At 60.1% G+C, this 16,406-nt stretch carries 15 protein-coding genes and 1 pseudogene; 2 read left to right on the forward strand and 14 right to left on the reverse strand.

Going from position 1 to position 16,406, the window contains the following annotated elements:
• Window positions 1-3 precede the first annotated feature (3 nt).
• Entirely contained in the window at window positions 4-3,906 is a 3,903-nt protein-coding gene (gene hrpA, locus AC007G_RS12280) for an ATP-dependent RNA helicase HrpA (protein ID WP_142631000.1), read from the reverse strand.
• Window positions 3,907-4,107: 201 nt separating this feature from the next.
• Between hrpA and azoR the strand changes: the two genes are divergently transcribed.
• Together azoR and AC007G_RS12290 are read left to right on the forward strand one after the other, a co-directional pair.
• Window positions 4,108-4,713, forward strand: coding sequence for an FMN-dependent NADH-azoreductase (gene azoR / locus AC007G_RS12285; RefSeq protein WP_032687963.1), 606 nt, complete (start codon window positions 4,108-4,110; stop codon window positions 4,711-4,713).
• A 72-nt stretch (window positions 4,714-4,785) separates the two neighbouring features.
• Window positions 4,786-4,953: pseudogene (locus AC007G_RS12290) on the forward strand (NadS family protein); the annotation flags it as partial.
• A gap of 29 nt (window positions 4,954-4,982) precedes the next feature.
• On the opposite strand, the gene paaY reads toward AC007G_RS12290, so the two are convergent.
• From paaY to paaA, 13 genes are all read right to left on the reverse strand, one after another.
• On the reverse strand, window positions 4,983-5,579 hold the full coding sequence (paaY, locus tag AC007G_RS12295) for a phenylacetic acid degradation protein PaaY (RefSeq protein ID WP_032687964.1): 597 nt from the start codon (window positions 5,577-5,579) through the stop codon (window positions 4,983-4,985).
• Between the two features lie 9 nt (window positions 5,580-5,588).
• On the reverse strand, window positions 5,589-6,515 hold the full coding sequence (gene paaX, locus AC007G_RS12300; protein ID WP_479466603.1) for a phenylacetic acid degradation operon negative regulatory protein PaaX: 927 nt from the start codon (window positions 6,513-6,515) through the stop codon (window positions 5,589-5,591).
• 129 nt (window positions 6,516-6,644) lie between these two features.
• Window positions 6,645-7,961: a phenylacetate--CoA ligase PaaK gene (gene paaK / locus AC007G_RS12305; RefSeq protein ID WP_032700076.1), complete on the reverse strand. Its 1,317-nt coding sequence runs from the start codon at window positions 7,959-7,961 to the stop codon at window positions 6,645-6,647.
• 26 nt (window positions 7,962-7,987) lie between these two features.
• On the reverse strand, window positions 7,988-9,193 hold the full coding sequence (gene pcaF / locus AC007G_RS12310) for a 3-oxoadipyl-CoA thiolase (RefSeq protein ID WP_046852603.1): 1,206 nt from the start codon (window positions 9,191-9,193) through the stop codon (window positions 7,988-7,990).
• Window positions 9,193-9,615, reverse strand: a complete 423-nt coding sequence (gene paaI, locus AC007G_RS12315) for a hydroxyphenylacetyl-CoA thioesterase PaaI (RefSeq protein ID WP_032687967.1) — start codon at window positions 9,613-9,615, stop codon at window positions 9,193-9,195. The genes pcaF and paaI overlap by 1 nt, the downstream gene beginning before the upstream one ends.
• Window positions 9,605-11,047, reverse strand: a complete 1,443-nt coding sequence (gene paaH, locus AC007G_RS12320) for a 3-hydroxyacyl-CoA dehydrogenase PaaH (protein ID WP_064793367.1) — start codon at window positions 11,045-11,047, stop codon at window positions 9,605-9,607. The genes paaI and paaH overlap by 11 nt, the downstream gene beginning before the upstream one ends.
• Window positions 11,048-11,050: 3 nt before the next feature.
• Entirely contained in the window at window positions 11,051-11,839 is a 789-nt protein-coding gene (gene paaG / locus AC007G_RS12325) for a 2-(1,2-epoxy-1,2-dihydrophenyl)acetyl-CoA isomerase PaaG (protein ID WP_032700035.1), read from the reverse strand.
• Between the two features lie 2 nt (window positions 11,840-11,841).
• A complete protein-coding gene (gene paaF, locus AC007G_RS12330; protein WP_032687971.1) occupies window positions 11,842-12,609 on the reverse strand; it encodes a 2,3-dehydroadipyl-CoA hydratase PaaF in 768 nt (255 codons plus the stop codon).
• Entirely contained in the window at window positions 12,606-13,676 is a 1,071-nt protein-coding gene (gene paaE, locus AC007G_RS12335; protein WP_142630999.1) for a 1,2-phenylacetyl-CoA epoxidase subunit PaaE, read from the reverse strand. The genes paaF and paaE overlap by 4 nt, the downstream gene beginning before the upstream one ends.
• A gap of 7 nt (window positions 13,677-13,683) precedes the next feature.
• Entirely contained in the window at window positions 13,684-14,181 is a 498-nt protein-coding gene (gene paaD / locus AC007G_RS12340; RefSeq protein WP_032700038.1) for a 1,2-phenylacetyl-CoA epoxidase subunit PaaD, read from the reverse strand.
• Between the two features lie 12 nt (window positions 14,182-14,193).
• Window positions 14,194-14,949 carry a 1,2-phenylacetyl-CoA epoxidase subunit PaaC gene (gene paaC, locus AC007G_RS12345; protein WP_032696329.1) on the reverse strand — a complete coding sequence of 252 codons (756 nt, stop codon included), beginning with the start codon at window positions 14,947-14,949 and terminating at the stop codon, window positions 14,194-14,196.
• Window positions 14,950-14,956: 7 nt separating this feature from the next.
• Window positions 14,957-15,244, reverse strand: coding sequence for a 1,2-phenylacetyl-CoA epoxidase subunit PaaB (paaB, locus tag AC007G_RS12350; RefSeq protein ID WP_004861295.1), 288 nt, complete (start codon window positions 15,242-15,244; stop codon window positions 14,957-14,959).
• An 11-nt stretch (window positions 15,245-15,255) separates the two neighbouring features.
• Window positions 15,256-16,185 carry a 1,2-phenylacetyl-CoA epoxidase subunit PaaA gene (paaA, locus tag AC007G_RS12355; protein WP_032696330.1) on the reverse strand — a complete coding sequence of 310 codons (930 nt, stop codon included), beginning with the start codon at window positions 16,183-16,185 and terminating at the stop codon, window positions 15,256-15,258.
• Window positions 16,186-16,406 lie beyond the last annotated feature (221 nt).

The raw sequence follows: 16,406 nt of genomic DNA on the forward strand, positions 1-16,406 counted from the left end.
CGCTTACGCGACGATTTGTTCCATAGCCTGCAGCACCCGCTTGTCGGAGATGGGATATGGCGTTCCGAGCTGCTGGGCGAAGAAGCTGACGCGCAGCTCCTCAATCATCCAGCGAATCTCCTGCACATCCGCATCCCCACGCCGCCCCGGAGGTAGCTTATTCAGCCACTGCTGCCAGGCCTGCTGGATACTCTCCACTTTGAGCATCTGCGCCCGGTCGCGGTGCGGATCGATGGCCATTTTCTCCAGTCGTTTTTCAATCGCCTGCAGATAGCGCAGGGTATCCCCCAGTCGGCGGAAACCGTTGCCGGTCACGAAGCCGCGATAGACCAGCCCGCCCATCTGCGCCTTAATATCCGACAGCCCCAGCGCCATGCTCATGTCGACGCGCCCTTTCAACCGCTTATTGATGTTAAACACCGCGGTCAGAATCTGTTCGACCTGTTTGGCTATCTCCACCACGGTCTCATTCAGTTCGGCGCGCACCTTATCGTGCAGTTTCGCGAAATCCTCCTCGCTCCACACCGGGCCGCCCGCCTCATCGATAAGTTTATCGACGCCACAGGAGATACAGTCATCAATCAGATCCAGCACTTTGCCGTAAGGGTTAAAATAGAGCCCCAGCTTGGCTTTATTCGGCAGCTTCTCATGCAGATACTTAATCGGCGACGGGATATTGAGCAGCAGCAGACGGCGCAGCCCCTGCCACATCGCCTGCTGCTGCTCCAGCGGATTATCAAACAGCTTAATCGCCACGCTGTCGCGTTCATCCACCAGCGCCGGCCAGGCTTTCACCTTATAGTTGCCGCGTTTTTGCTCGTAGCTCTCCGGCAGTTGACCGAAACTCCAGATATGCAGCCCGCTCTGCTCGATACCATCGTCGGCAACGGCAGAAAGCGTCTCCTGCACTTTGCCCTTCAAGGCCTCTTTTAACTCCTGCAGCGAGCGCCCTTCCGCGAGCTTTTTGTTCTGGTCATCCACCACCCGGAAGGTGATTTTCAGATGATCGGGCACCTGTTCCCACTGCCAGGCTTCGCGATCGATGGTCACGCCGCTCATACGCCGCAGCTCGCGCTCCAGCGAATCCAGCAGCGGCAGCTCCAGCGGCGTCGCGCGGCCTAAAAACGCCTCGGCGTAGTTCGGCGCCGGCACGAAATTACGCCGCACCGGTTTTGGCAGCGATTTGATCAGCGCGATAATCAGCTCACGGCGCAGACCGGGAATCTGCCACTCGAATCCGGCCTCTTCGACCTGGTTGAGCAACGGCAGCGGAATATGTACCGTCACCCCATCGGCATCAGCGCCCGGTTCAAACTGATAGGTCAACCGCAGCTTCAGGTTGCCCTGATGCCAGAAGTTCGGATAGTCCAGCTTGCTGACCTGCTCCGCCCCCTCTTTGATCAGCATACTCTTTTCAAAGTTGAGCAGATCCGGCGTGTCGCGGCTGGCCGCTTTCCACCACTTATCGAAGTGGCGGGCGGAAATAACGTCGTGGCTGATACGCTGGTCATAGAAATCGAACAGCGTATCGTCATCCACCAGAATGTCGCGGCGGCGCGATTTATGCTCCAGCTCTTCAATTTCCGTGCGCAGCCTGTTGTTGTCGCGGAAGAAGGCGTGACGCGTCTGCCAGTCCCCTTCCACCAGCGCATGGCGGATAAACAGCTCGCGGCACAACGCCGGGTCTATCTGGCTATAGTTCACTTTACGGGCGGCGACGATCGGCAGACCGTAGACGGTCACTTTCTCCGTCGCCATCACCGCCCCCTGCGCCCGCTCCCAGTGCGGTTCGCTGTATGACCGTTTAAGCAGGTGCTGCGCCACCGGTTCTATCCATTCCGGGTCGATGCGGGCGGCAATCCGTCCCCACAGGCGGCTGGTTTCCACCAGTTCGGCGACCATCGTCCACTTCGGCGGTTTCTTGAACAAACCGGATCCCGGGAAGATAGAGAAACGCGCATTGCGCGCCCCGGTAAACTCCTGCTTATCGTTATCTTTCATCCCGATGTGCGACAGCAGACCGGTCAGCAGCGCGGTATGGATTTCGCGATACTCCGCCGGCTCGCTGTTAATCGGCAGCCCCAGCTCTTTCACCACCTGGCGCAGCTGGGTGTAGATATCCTGCCATTCACGCACCCGCAGATAGTTGAGAAAATCGGTGCGGCACTGGCGACGGAACTGGTTCGAGGAGAGCACCTTTTGCTGCTCGCCGAGGTAGTTCCACAGGTTCACAAACGCCAGGAAGTCGGACTCTTTATCGTGGAAACGGCGATGTTTCTCATCGGAGGCCTGCTGCTTGTCCATCGGGCGCTCGCGCGGGTCCTGAATCGACAGCGCCGAGGTGATGATCATCGCCTCGCGCACGCAGCCGTGTTTTTGTGCTTCCAGCACCATCCGCGCCAGGCGCGGGTCAACCGGCAGCTGGCTGAGCTGACGGCCCATCGGCGTCAGCTTATAGGCGGTCTGCTGCTCGTCGGTGGTAATCGCCCCCAGCTCCTCGAGCAGACGCACGCCGTCCTGGATATTGCGCTTATCCGGCGCTTCAACGAACGGGAACGCGGCAATATCACCGAGGCCCAGCGCGGTCATTTGCAGGATCACCGACGCCAGGTTAGTACGCAGAATTTCCGGGTCGGTAAATTCCGGGCGCGAGAGGAAATCGTCTTCCGAATAGAGACGAATACAGATCCCTTCAGACACACGGCCGCAGCGGCCTTTACGCTGGTTAGCAGAGGCCTGAGAAACCGGCTCAATCGGCAGACGCTGCACCTTGGTACGATAGCTATAGCGGCTGATGCGCGCGGTACCGGGATCGATAACGTACTTAATGCCCGGAACGGTCAACGAGGTTTCGGCGACGTTGGTCGCCAGCACGATCCGCCGCCCGCTGTGGGACTGGAAGACGCGGTTCTGTTCGCTGTTCGACAGCCGCGCATACAGCGGCAGGACTTCGGTATGGCGCAGATTGAGCTTATTGAGCGCATCGGCGGTATCGCGAATTTCGCGCTCGCCGCTCATAAAGATCAGGATATCGCCGGGACTTTCACGTCCCAGTTCATCAACGGCATCGAAGATCGCCTGCAGCTGATCGCGTTCGGTATCGTCGGCATCTTCAACGATTGGCCGGTAGCGCACTTCCACCGGGTAAGTTCGGCCGGACACTTCGATAATCGGCGCGTGGTTAAAGTGGCGCGAAAATCGTTCCGGGTCGATGGTTGCCGAGGTGATGATAATTTTCAGGTCCGGGCGACGCGGCAGCAGTTCCCGTAAATAGCCGAGCAGGAAGTCGATGTTCAGGCTACGTTCGTGCGCTTCATCGATGATGATGGTGTCGTACTGCATCAACAGCCGATCCTGCTGGATTTCCGCCAGCAGAATACCGTCGGTCATCAGCTTGACCATGGTGTTGTCGCTAACGTGGTCGCTAAAACGGACTTTATAGCCGATGCAGCCGCCCGGTTCGCTTTGCAGCTCTTCGGCGATACGGTTGGCCACGGTGCGCGCCGCCAGACGACGCGGCTGCGTATGGCCAATCAGCCCTTTCACCCCGCGCCCCAGCTCCATGCAGATTTTCGGCAGCTGGGTGGTTTTACCGGAGCCGGTCTCCCCTGCCACGATAACCACCTGATGGTCGCGAACCGCCTGCAAAATCTCCTCTTTTTTCTGGCTGACCGGCAGATTTTCCGGGTAGGTAATCGTTGGGCGCGAGGCTTCACGCAGCAGGACTCTCCCTGCGGCTTGTTCGATCTCCTGCGCCATCTCCTGAAGAATGGCCTGCTGGGCTTCAGGATTTTTAACCTTCTTCACGCCATGCAGGCGACGGGAAAAGCGTGACTTATCACGCAGCATCAGGCCATCAAGCCGTTGGAATAGCTGAGAGAAGGTGAACTTTTGTTGTTCTGTCATAGCGTTATCGGGCAGTGCACTGCCGGGAAAAATCTCTTGTGATGTATTGCTGTATATTACCACATCTGCGAATCGCATGCCTTGTTCAAAAAAATTGAATACAGGGTTCGATTTATTGCGCTTTCTCTGTGGCATGATTGTGAATACAGTGTCAACAAGCACCAGGGCATCGACCCGTCAATCTCATATAAGGAAACACCCATGAGCAAAGTATTAGTACTGAAATCCAGTATTCTGGCAGGGTACTCACAATCCGGTCAGCTGTCCGACTATTTTGTTGAACAATGGCGCGAACAGCACGCTGATGATGTTATCACCGTGCGTGACCTGGCAGCCAATCCGATTCCGGTACTGGATGGTGAACTGGTTGGCGCGCTGCGTCCGAGCGATGCCCCGCTGACGCCGCGTCAGCAGGAAGCGCTGGCGCTGTCCGACGAACTGATCGCCGAGCTGAAAGCGAATGACGTGATTGTCATCGCGGCGCCGATGTATAACTTCAACATCCCGACCCAGCTGAAAAACTACTTCGACCTGGTGGCTCGCGCCGGTGTGACCTTCCGCTACACCGAAAAAGGGCCAGAAGGTCTGGTTACCGGTAAACGTGCGGTTGTGCTGACCAGCCGTGGCGGTATCCATAAAGACACCCCGACCGACCTGGTCACGCCGTACCTGTCTACCTTCCTCGGCTTCATCGGTATCACCGACGTGAACTTTGTCTTCGCAGAAGGTATTGCTTATGGTCCGGAAGTCGCAGCCAAAGCGCAGTCCGATGCCAAAGCGGCCATCGACAGCGTGGTTGCAGCATAAGATTTCCACTCCCACCGCCCGGTGGGAGTGTTTTTTTCACCCTCTCCCCATTTCCCTTACGCACCGCCTCGTAGAGCGCAGCTGAAGGCGTCTCCGACGAAAATGGCGCAAGCGCTGGAAAGCAGCGTGGATAGCATTAAAAGCCGGTAATCCAGGCGACGTAACCCCATGGAACTTGCGGCAAAAGTGCTGGCGGCGATTCAGGCGCACCCGGCACTCTTTCGCGAGCGGGCTAAATATCAGGCCCCCCAATGCCCGAGGGCTCTTGTTCAGGATGATGATTTCGGCCGCAGGTTCTCGTCAAACTCCAGCCGTTTTCTCTCCGGCTCGGCTTCTTTTAACGGCTCCACCTGATGCAGCGACTGCTTGCAGCGCTCCACCAGCACCTGGTATTCCCGCGTCCCCTGTTTTTTCCACGCGATTTCCTGCTCGCTTAAGGTGCGGATCGCTTTTGCCGGACTGCCGACAATCAGATGGTTGGCCGGCATCTCCGCTTTCGCCTTCACAAACGCCGATGCGCCGACAATGCTGTTCTCACCGATGGTCGCGCCGTCGATAATCACCGCGCTCATTCCCACCAGCGCGTTGCGGCCAATGACGCAGCCGTGAAGAATTGCCCCGTGGCCGATATGCCCGTCCTCCTCCACCACCGTATCCTGACCGGGGAAGCCGTGCATCACGCAGTTATCCTGAATGTTAGCGCCGTCTTTAACCACAATCCGCCCAAAATCGCCGCGCAGGCTGGCATTAGGGCCAACGTACACGCCTTTCCCGAGGATCACATCGCCAATCAGTACCGCCGTGGGATGCACGTAGCTTTCATCCGGCACAACGGGAGTCATACCGTCAATCTGATAAATCGGCATCAAGCCTCCTTAGGCGCCTGGCAAACCGCCAAAACGCTGATAATAGAGCGGCCCCGGCGCAGGCAGTTCCCCCACCGAGCTTTCCCCTTTTTCGCCGACGAAGGTCAGCGCGCCGGGAGCGACCCGCTGGTAAATATTGATGCACAGCTGGCGCGCGGTTTGTCCGGCCCAGTGCGCAGGCAGTAGCTCCTCCGGCAACAGCGGATCTTTGAGCACCACGCGACGATAGAAATGGATCAGCAGCAGCTGGATCTGGAAGCAACGTTGCGGCGTTAACTCGTCGGCATCGGCATCGCGCAGCAGCGGTAGCAGCGGGCGAAACAGTGCAATAAAGGTGTCGTACATCGTGTTCTGCTCGGTCAAATGCCAGCACTCTTCCACACGGGCGCGCAGCGCCGCCTGGGAGAGCGCCAATGGCGAATGGGCTTCAAAACAGATCAAGTTTTCCGCCACGCCCGCTTCGTGCAGCAGCGACTGGACATCGGCCATTTTTTGCGATGGCGAGGCAAGCAGACTCGGTGCCAGGGCGCCAAAGCCTTGCCACAGCAGCTGCTTTTTCACTTCCGCCAGCTGATTTTTCTCCAGCCCTTCCGACAGCAGCAGCAGCCAGGTCCCGTCCCATTCCGGCGCGCTGGCGCGGTAGATTTTATGCTCCGCCCGGCGCGTCAGACGCAGCCCTTTGTCGCTCAGACGATAGAAACTGCGTCGGCCGATGCGTACCACATCCAGCCACTCCTCTTTGTTCAGCCGGAACAGCGCCGTGCGCACGAACCGTTCGCCAAAGCCCAGCCCTTCCAGCAGCGCGGCCACGCTGCCGAGCCACACTTCTCCACCGCGCTGTAGCAAGGAATCTCCGTACAGCGAGGCGATCAGCGAAGTGCCGCTGATTGGCATCGCTTCGACCGCCTGTTGAATAAAAGTATCGAGTTTACTCATTTGATTCATTCTGTTGTTATTGTTGTCCTTTCTGAATCATAGCACAGGAAAATCCCCGGTAGCGCAGGCTTACCGGGGATCGGGTCTGGTGCCCGGGTCGGCGCAAGCCGCCACCCGGGAAGACTCGGCTTAACCGTTGGCGACGATTTTGCGCAGGTCGGAGACGCGGCAGGCCTTGCCTTCCGAGCGAGGGATACTTCCGCAGTTGACGATGCTAATATCCGTCGAGATCCCGACCATCGACTTAATTCGGTGACGCAGCTGATGGCAGATCTGGCAGCGCTGCTCATGACTCAGCGACAAGCTGCTCTCTTTCAACTCGACGCGGACCGAAAGTGAATCAAGATGGCCGCGACGATTGACTTCCAGCTGATAGTGCGGCGACAGATGCTCGACTTTCAGAATCTCCTCTTCCAGTTGCGACGGGAAGACGTTGACCCCGCGAATAATCAGCATATCGTCACTGCGCCCGCTGATGCGATCCATCCGGCGCATGGTGCGCGCGGTGCCCGGCAGCAGGCGGGTCAGATCGCGAGTACGGTAGCGAATCACCGGCAGCGCCTCTTTGGTCAGTGTGGTAAACAGCAGCTCGCCGTGTTCGCCATCCGCCAGCGGCGTACCGTCGTTGGGGTTAACCACTTCCGGGAAGAAGTGATCTTCCCAGATAGTCGGACCGTCGGCGGTTTCCAGACACTCCATCGCTACCCCCGGCCCCATCACTTCCGACAGGCCGTAAATATCCAGCGCGGAGATCCCCAGCCGACGCTCAATCTCCCCCCGCATCGCCAGCGTCCACGGCTCGGCGCCGAAGACGCCGACCCGCAGCGAGCAGCGGCTGGCGTCGCCGCCCATCTGGCGCTCCAGCTCTTCAATCAGGTTCAGGCAGTAGGAAGGCGTCACCATAATCATGTCCGGCTGGAAATCGCGGATCAGCTGTGCCTGTTTTTCCGTCTGGCCGCCGGACATCGGGATCACCGTGGCTCCCAGGCGCTCTGCGCCGTAGTGCGCGCCGAGACCGCCGGTGAATAGCCCGTAGCCGTAGGCAACATGAATTTTATCTTTTGCCGTACCGCCGGCGGCGCGCAGCGAACGGGCAACGATATTGGCCCAGGTGTCGATATCATTCTGCGTATAGCCCACCACCGTCGGTTTGCCGGTGGTGCCGGAAGAGGCATGAATACGCACAATTTGTTCCATCGGTACCGCAAAGGTATCAAACGGATAGTTATCGCGCAGATCCTGTTTGGTGGTACACGGGAATTTGCTCAGGTCGCTCAGTTCGCGAAAATCCTCAGGATGGACGCCCGCCGCGTCAAATTTACGCCGGTACATCGGCACATTGTCATAGGCATGTTTCAGCGTCCATTTCAGGCGCTGGGTTTGCAAAGCTTGTAATTCGTCACGAGAAGCAGTTTCAATCGGATCTAATTTTGTATTAGTTATCATTTTAGGGTACTCGCAGGTAAAGTCGCTCACACTCGCTCAAGGATCATGGCAATGCCCTGACCCACGCCAATACACATCGTACACAGCGCATAGCGCCCGTTCCGTCGCTGCAGCTCCAGGCTGGCGCTCAATGCCAGCCGCGCGCCGCTCATTCCCAAGGGATGACCTAAGGCGATAGCACCGCCGTTGGGGTTAACATGCTCCGCATCGTCCGCCAGCCCCAGCTGCCTGAGCACGCCCAAGGCCTGCGCAGCAAAGGCTTCGTTCAGTTCGATAACATCCATATCGTTAATATTCAGTCCGGCGCGCTCCAGCACTTTGCGTACCGCCGGCACCGGCCCCAGCCCCATAAACCTGGGCTCCACGCCCGCGGTCGCCATCGCCACAATTCGTGCACGTGGGGTTAACCCCTGCGCCCGCGCCTGCTGTTCGCTGGCGATAATCAGCGCGGCGGCGCCATCGTTCACCCCGGAGGCGTTTCCGGCGGTGACCACGCCGCCTTTGCGAAACGGCGTTTTTAGCCCGGCCAGCTGTTCAAGGGTGGTCTCCGCCCGCGGGTGTTCGTCCTCGCGAACCGCGCTCACCGCCCCTTTCTTGCCAATAATTTGCACCGGCACGATTTCCTGCGCCAGAATCCCCGCCCGCTGCGCTTTCGCCGTCAGCTGCTGGCTGCGAAAAGCGAAGGCATCCTGATCGGCCCGGCTGATGTTTAACAATTCAGCTACATTCTCTGCCGTTTCCGGCATACTGTCAGTGCCAAATTGCTGCTGCATGAGCGGGTTCACAAAACGCCAGCCGATGGTGGTATCAAACAGCTCGGCCTGGCGCTGGAACGGCGCGCTGGCTTTGCCCATCACAAACGGCGCCCGCGACATCGATTCCACGCCGCCGGCAATCAGCAGATCCGCGTCGCCGGCTTTGATGGCGCGTGCGGCAAAGCCGATCGCATCCAGGCCGGAACCACACAGCCGGTTGATGGTGGTGCCGGAGACCGTCTGCGGATATCCCGCCAGCAAGGTCGCCATATGCGCCACGTTGCGGTTATCTTCCCCGGCCTGGTTCGCACAGCCGAAAATCACATCATCGATGACCGAGGGATCGAGACCCGGGTTACGGCTCAGCAACTCTCGCAGTGGAATGGCGGCTAAATCATCGGCGCGAACGCTGGCCAGCGCCCCGCCGTAACGACCAATCGGCGTACGAATCCCATCACAGATAAAGGCGTCACGCATCAGACTTCTCCCGTTATTGTGCCGCCGATGCGGTGCGATTTGCCGCGAAACAGGGCCACAATCTTTTGTTGTTGATTAACAATTTCAATGTCGTAGACGCCGGTCAGTTTCCCCTGCTGCTTCACCCGCGCCGTGGCGACCAGCCGGTCGCCGGCAAACGCCGGACGCAGGAAGTCGATACTGGCGGCAGATGCCACCGCCGCCAGCCCCTGGCTGTTGCAGGCGTAGGCAAAGGCGGTATCGGCCAGCGAAAACAGCTGTCCGCCGTGACAGGTCTGATGGCCGTTAAGCATGGCTGGCGAGACGGTCATGCTCATCTGCGCATAGCCGTCATCCATTTCAATCATCTCGATGCCCAGGGTTCTGGCGCAGGTATCTTTTTCGTACATCGCGCGCGCGTTGCGCCAGGCCTCATTGTTCATTACGCTGCTCCACAAGCGCTTTCTGGCGCAGTAAGGAACCGGGGCGATAACGCTCTTCGCCATAGTGCTGTTGCAGGTTTTCCAGCATGCGCAGCACGCGCTGCCAGCCCACCGATTCGCCCCACGCCAGCGGGCCATGCGGGTAGTTGACGCCCAGGCGCATCGCGGTATCGATATCTTCCGGGCTGGCGACCCCTTTTTGCACCGCGTCGAGCGCTTCATTAATCAGCATGGCGAGGGTACGCCAGACCAGCAGACCGGGATAATCGGCAATCAGCAGCACTTTCTTGCCCTGCTGCTGGAAATAGCGCACCGCTTTGTCGGTCGCCGACGCCGGGTTCGTCGCCGCCGTTGCCAGAACCACGGTGTCACCCGCGCAATAGTCATATACCACCACCGGGCAGCCATACTGCACGCTCAGCGCCTGGGCGGTTTCGCCTTCCGTTTCCAGCACACGAACGTCGTCCAGGGCGATCGTGACCCTGCCGGTGACACTGTCACCTGTTGTATGGACTGCTTTGGCCCCGCAGGTTTCAGCCACAGCGGCCAGCGCCGGCACGGATGCGCTCTCAAGGGGCCAGCGATAGACGCCCTGTCCGCTCTTCTTGCCCAGACGCCCGGCCAGCGCCAGCTCCTGCTGGACCAGCGACGGCAGAAAACGGCGGTCCTGCCAGAACGCGTTAAACACCGAACAGGTGACGGCGAAGTTGACGTCCTGACCAATCAGGTCGGTCAACGCCAGCGGCCCCATCGGGAAACCGCCGCCGTCGCGCAGCGCGGCATCAATCACCGCCGGGGGAGCCACCTGCTCCTCCAGCGCCCGCCACGCTTCGGCGTAGAACGGCCGCGCCACGCGGTTAACGATAAACCCCGGCGTCGAACGGCAGCGTACCGGCTGCTTTCCCCATGCCGTAACGCACCGGCACAGCTGTTCAACCACTTCCGGCGATGTCGCCAGACCACTCACCACCTCCACCAGTTTCATCACCGGCGCGGGGTTAAAGAAGTGCAGACCGGCCACCCGTTCAGGGTGCTTTACATCGGCGGCAATGGCGGTAATGGAGATCGATGAGGTATTGCTGGTCAGCAGCGTTGACGGGGAGCAGATCGCCGCCAGCTGGCTGAAAAGCGCTTTTTTGACATCCGGGCGCTCTGACGCCGCTTCAATCACCAGCCAGGCGTCGGCCAGCGCGGCTAACTCGGTGACCGGAACAAGGCGGGAGACCAGCGCATCCGCCTGGTCCGCCGTCAGCTTGCCTCGCGCCACGCGGGCGGCCAGACGCTGACGAATGCCTTCCACCGCGCGGGTCAGCGCCTCGGAGGCGATATCGTAGAGCAGGACAGGATGTCCGGCCGCGGCGGCCACTTCCGCAATGCCGGCCCCCATCGTGCCGGCGCCGATCACGGCGACGGTTTGCAGTGTTTGGCTCATGGTCTATTTCCCGCTGAACTGTGGAGGACGCTTCGCCAGGAAGGCACTGACGCCTTCCCGATAGTCATCGCTGCGTCCGGCCAGACGCTGATAGTCGCGCTCAAGATCCAGCTGCGCATCGAGGCCATTGGTCTCCGAGACCTGGAGCGCTTTTTTGATAAGCCCCAGCCCGAAGGTCGGCTGCGTCGCCAGATGGCGGGCCAGCTGACGACTGGTATCGGCCAGCTCGGCGTCCTCCACCAGCTGCCAGATCATCCCCCACTGAGCGGCCTGTTCGGCGCTGAGCTTCTCACCCAGCAGCGCCAGCCCCATTGCCCGGGCGCGCCCGGCCACCCGCGGCAGGAACCAGCTACCGCCGCAGTCGGGTACCAGCCCCAGCTTGCTGAAGGCCATCACAAAATTCGCCGACCGCGCGGCGAGAACAATATCGCAGCCCAGGGCGAGGGTGGCGCCCGCGCCGGCCGCCACGCCGTTCACCGCGGCAATCACCGGCTTCGGCAGCGCCGCCAGACGGCGCACCAGCGGGTTATAGAAACGCTCAACGGACAGGCCCAGATCCGGCGCCGGACCGCTGGGGTCGACGTTGCGATCATTTAAATCCTGGCCGGCGCAAAAACCGCGTCCGGCACCGGTTATCAGCAGGCAGCGCACGTTGTCATCGCGCTCGGCCTGAGTCAGACAGGCCGCCAGCTGCTGATGCATAAGATCGTTAAAGCTGTTAAGACGATCCGGGCGGTTAAGGGTAATCGTCATCACACCCTGTTCTACTTCGCTGAGAATAAAAGCGTCCACGATTAGCGTCCTTTAAATTCCGGGGTTCGTTTTTGTAAGAAGGCGTCAATACCTTCGCGGCGATCGTCGGTGGCGCTCAGCAATGTAAACAGCTGGCGCTCCTGTTGAAGACCGGCCTGAAGGCTCACTTCCTGCGCCTGGCGCAGCGACTGTTTCGCCGCACGCAGCGCCAGCGGCGAATGACCGGCGATGGTCGCCGCCAGCTTCAGGGCATATTCGTCGGTCAACAGCGCCGGGGTTATCTCACTCACCAGACCGGCCTGTTGCGCCCGCTGCGCATCAATACTTTCGCCGCTCAGCACCATCCGGCTGGCCAGCGCTTTCCCTACGCAGCGGATAAGACGCTGGGTGCCTCCGGCGCCAGGCATAATGCCGAGGGTGATCTCCGGCAGGCCGAAGCGCGCGTTATCGCCCGCCACCACCAGGTCGCAGAGCAGCGCCAGCTCGCAGCCCGCCCCAAGGGCGTAGCCGTTCACAGCGGCGATCAGCGGTTTCGGAAAGGCATCAATCCGCGCCCACAGACGCGGGCGAATATCGTCCATCGTGGCGGGCAGGTCTTTTTCCGCCATTTCGTTCAGGTCGGCGCCGGCGGCAAAGAAACGGCGGTTGCCGCCGATCACGCAGGCACGGATATCCGGGTCAGACGCCGCCGCGTCCAGCGCGTCGGCAATCTGCGTCAGCAGCGCGTTATTCAAGGCATTACGCGCCTGCGGACGATTCAGGGTCAGCAGCAGGACCCGCTGGTGACGGGCTATCAGCAGATCGCTCATGCCATTCCCCTTGCGTCAAAGTCGACCACCACGTCGCCGCTGGTCGGCAACGCCTGGCAGCTCAGCACATATCCGGCAGCCAGTTCGTCCGCTTCCAGGCTGTAGTTGGCCGCCATCGCCACTTCGCCGCGCAGCACTTTACATTTGCAGGTGGCGCAGACGCCGCCTTTACAGGCGAAGGGCAAATCCGCCCCCTGGCGCAGCGCCGCATCCAGAATGCTGTCATCTTCCGCGGTGAGGGCAATCTGCCGATCGCGGCCGTCCTGACGAATCGTGACGGTGCGGCCTTCAGCCTGCACGCCGGTGGCGCGTTTAGCGCGACTTCCGGGGGTATTAAAGCGCTCAAGATGAATCTGGTTTTCCGCCATCCCCAGCTCGCGCAGCGCCGCTTCAGCTTCATCCATCATCACCGCCGGACCGCAAATAAAGGCCTCGTCGAAGCGGCTGAAATCGAGCAGTCTGGCAGAGAGCGCGCGCAGTTTGTCGCCATCAATGCGCCCCTGCAGCAAATCACTGTCCATCGACTCCTGGCTGAACAGATGCACCACCTGCAGCCGCTGCGGGTAGCGGTCTTTTAAATCCGCCAGCGCCTGACGAAACATCATGCTTCTGCTACTGCGGTTGCCATAAATCAGGGTGAAGCGGCTATGCGCTTCGGTGGCGAGCGTGGCGCCAATAATCGCCATCATCGGCGTGATACCGGATCCGGCGGCAATCGCCAGATAGTCAGCCTCGCGCCCGGCCTGCGGCTGGTAGCCGAAATGCCCCTGCGGCACCATCACCTCCAGCACCATGCCCTGGCAGATATCGCTCTGCGCATAGCGGGAAAAACGTCCGCCGTCGATGGCTTTGACCGCCACGCTGATTTCCGCCGGCGAGCGGCTGCGACAGATGGAGTAGCAGCGGCGCAGCTCTTCCCCGCCGAGGCGGGCTTTCACGGTCAGATGCTGGCCCGGACGGAAGGCATATTCCGCCTGCAGCGCGTCGGGAATCGCAAAGGTAATGGTCACCGCATCGCGGGTTTCCGGCTCCACTTTCGCGACGGTAAGCGAATGAAACGTCGTCATGGCAACCTCAAATACATTTAAAGTAATCAAAGGGTTCACGGCAGCTGTCGCAGCGGTAAAGCGCTTTACAGGCCGTCGAACCGAATTCACTGATCGGCGTGGTGTGTACGCTGCCGCAACGCGGGCAAACCACCTCATCCGGAAGACCGGCATGGCAGGCGTGCCCCTGCGGCGGGCTGATGCCGTACTGGCGCAGACGCTCGCGGGCATCCTGGTTCATCCAGTCGGTGGTCCACGGCGGGTCAAGCTGCAGGACAATCTGCACCGGCGTATAGCCGTGGCGGGCCATCGTTGCGCGAATCTCCCCCAGCAGATGCTCGGTCGCCGGGCAGCCCGAGTAGGTCGGCGTAAAGCCAATCACCCAGCCTTCACCGTGCGGTGTCACGCTGCGCACCATGCCAAGGTCGGTAATGGTCAGCACCGGCACTTCCGGATCGGGGATCTCACTTAACAGTGCCCAGATAGCGTGGACTTCTGCGGGTGCGATAGCGGCGAGACGTTGCATAGCCACCTCCTGTTACCACTGCTGACCGGGATAAGCGCGTTGCAGATACTGCATTTCCGCCAGCAACGGCCCGAGATGTTCACTGTGCAGTCCCTGTTTGCCGCCGTGGCGAAACGCCGCCTCTTGCGGGATCTGCAGACCGGCATCAAGCAGCGCGGTGTGAACCGTGCTCTGCCACTCCGCCTGCAGGTCGCGGGGGTCAACGGCGATACCCTGCTCAACAAGGGCAATCTCCAGCGCGTCGGCGAGGAACAACTCCCCGGTAAAACGCCACAGATCGTCGACCGCCTGCTGCATTTTCTGCGCCGATACCTCAGTGCCATTGCCCAGACGTTCCAGCCAGCCGCGGCTAAAGCGCAGGTGATAGCGCACCTCCTTGAGCCCCTTGGCGGCGATGGCGGCAATTTGCGCGTCACGACTGTTTACCAGCCGGGTAAACAGCGCCACATGCCAGGCATCGATAAAGAACTGGCGGGCGATGGTATCGGCAAAGTTGCCGTTCGGCTGTTCCACCAGCAGGAGATTGCCGTACTGACGTTCATCCCGGCCGTAGGCCAGGGTATCTTCATCGCCGCTCCCCGCCAGCTCAGCCGCATAGCTGAGGAAGTTGCGCGCCTGGCCCAGCAGATCGAGGCCGATATTAGCCAGCGCGAGGTCAATTTCCAGCTCCGGGGCATGGCCGCACCACGCGCCCAAGCGCTGGGCCAGCACCAGGCCGTTATCACCGAGACGCAGCGCATAGGTTGCAACGGGATTGAGGTTGTTCATCGTTGCCTCACATATGTTCCATGCCGTCCGGCACGCTGTAGAAAGTCGGATGGCGATAGACTTTGCTCTCCGCCGGATCAAAAAACTCGCCGCGTTCTTCCGGCTGGGATGCGACTATCTGGCTGGCTTTCACCACCCACAGCGAGCAGCCTTCGCTGCGCCGGGTGTAGACATCGCGGGCATTTTCCAGCGCCATCTGGTCATCGGCGGCGTGCAGACTGCCGACGTGACGATGGGATAATCCCTGCTTGCTGCGGACAAATACTTCATATAACGGCCAGTAAACGTTGCTCATCATGCTTCTCCTTATGCCGCGTCGCGGGAGTGTTGTTTTTGCGCATGCGCCAGCGCGGCTTCCCGCACCCATGCCCCCTCTTCCCAGGCTTTACGCTTGGCGGCCAGGCGTTCGTGGTTACAAATGCCGCGCCCGTTGATCACTTCATTCAGTTCCTGCCAGTTGATTTCGCCAAAGCGGTAGTGCCCGGTCGCTTCATCCAGCTGCAAATCGGCGTCCGGCACGGTCATGCCGAGGATCGCGACCTGCGGTACGGTGTTATCGACAAAGCGCTGACGCAGTTCGTCGTTGGAGTGCAGTTTGATTTTCCACGCCATGCTGCGGGCGCTGTTCGGCGAGTTATCGTCGCTCGGGCCAAACATCATCAGGGCCGGCCACCAGAAGCGGTTAATCGCATCCTGCAACATCTGACGCTGCGCTTCGCTGCCCTCGGCCAGCGCCATACAGGCTTCAAACCCCTGACGCTGGTGAAAGCTCTCCTCTTTGCAGATTTTGACCATCGCCCGGGCGTAGGGACCGTAGGAAGTCCGGCACAGCGCCACCTGGTTGACGATAGCGGCGCCGTCGACCAGCCAGCCAATCACGCCGATATCCGCCCAGCTCAGCGTCGGGTAGTTAAAGATCGAGGAGTATTTCATCTGCCCGTCGAGCATCTTCTGATACAGATCTTCCCGGGCGCAGCCGAGCGTCTCCGCCGCGCTATACAGATACAGGCCGTGTCCGGCCTCATCCTGCACCTTCGCCAGCAGAATCGCCTTCCGACGCAGCGTCGGCGCGCGGGTAATCCAGTTGCCCTCCGGCAGCATGCCGACAATTTCCGAGTGCGCGTGCTGGCCAATCTGGCGGATCAGCGTCTTGCGGTAGGCATCCGGCATCCAGTCCTGCGGTTCGATGGCCGTATCCTGCGCGATACGCTGGTCAAAGCGTTGTTCTTCTGTCACGTCATCACCTTTATGATTCCGATAAATTCAACAAATGCGTATTTGTGAATCACTTTGTTTTATAAAAGTTACACTCAGGTTAAATAAAACCACAAATTTTGTTTGTGTTTTTTGTGATGATGACGACAAAAAATCGCCACCAGACCGCGACACCGCAGGCCGGAAGCGGCAGGGCACGACGCGCCCGCGATCACAATGTTAATAAATTATTAAATAGTCGC

The organism is Klebsiella sp. CSG-1 (genome assembly GCF_056521145.1).

Bases quoted from the DNA above. Each gene is read 5' to 3' on its own strand.
- paaD (WP_032700038.1), bottom strand. From the start codon at position 14,181: ATGCAACGTCTCGCCGCTATCGCACCCGCAGAAGTCCACGCTATCTGG.
- paaY (WP_032687964.1), bottom strand. From the start codon at position 5,579: ATGCCGATTTATCAGATTGACGGTATGACTCCCGTTGTGCCGGATGAA.
- paaH (WP_064793367.1), bottom strand. From the start codon at position 11,047: ATGAGCCAAACACTGCAAACCGTCGCCGTGATCGGCGCCGGCACGATG.
- paaX (WP_479466603.1), bottom strand. From the start codon at position 6,515: ATGAGTAAACTCGATACTTTTATTCAACAGGCGGTCGAAGCGATGCCA.
- paaI (WP_032687967.1), bottom strand. From the start codon at position 9,615: ATGAACAATGAGGCCTGGCGCAACGCGCGCGCGATGTACGAAAAAGAT.
- paaF (WP_032687971.1), bottom strand. From the start codon at position 12,609: ATGAGCGATCTGCTGATAGCCCGTCACCAGCGGGTCCTGCTGCTGACC.
- hrpA (WP_142631000.1), bottom strand. From the start codon at position 3,906: ATGACAGAACAACAAAAGTTCACCTTCTCTCAGCTATTCCAACGGCTT.
- paaC (WP_032696329.1), bottom strand. From the start codon at position 14,949: ATGAACAACCTCAATCCCGTTGCAACCTATGCGCTGCGTCTCGGTGAT.
- azoR (WP_032687963.1), top strand. From the start codon at position 4,108: ATGAGCAAAGTATTAGTACTGAAATCCAGTATTCTGGCAGGGTACTCA.
- paaB (WP_004861295.1), bottom strand. From the start codon at position 15,244: ATGAGCAACGTTTACTGGCCGTTATATGAAGTATTTGTCCGCAGCAAG.
- paaE (WP_142630999.1), bottom strand. From the start codon at position 13,676: ATGACGACGTTTCATTCGCTTACCGTCGCGAAAGTGGAGCCGGAAACC.
- paaK (WP_032700076.1), bottom strand. From the start codon at position 7,961: ATGATAACTAATACAAAATTAGATCCGATTGAAACTGCTTCTCGTGAC.
- pcaF (WP_046852603.1), bottom strand. From the start codon at position 9,193: ATGCGTGACGCCTTTATCTGTGATGGGATTCGTACGCCGATTGGTCGT.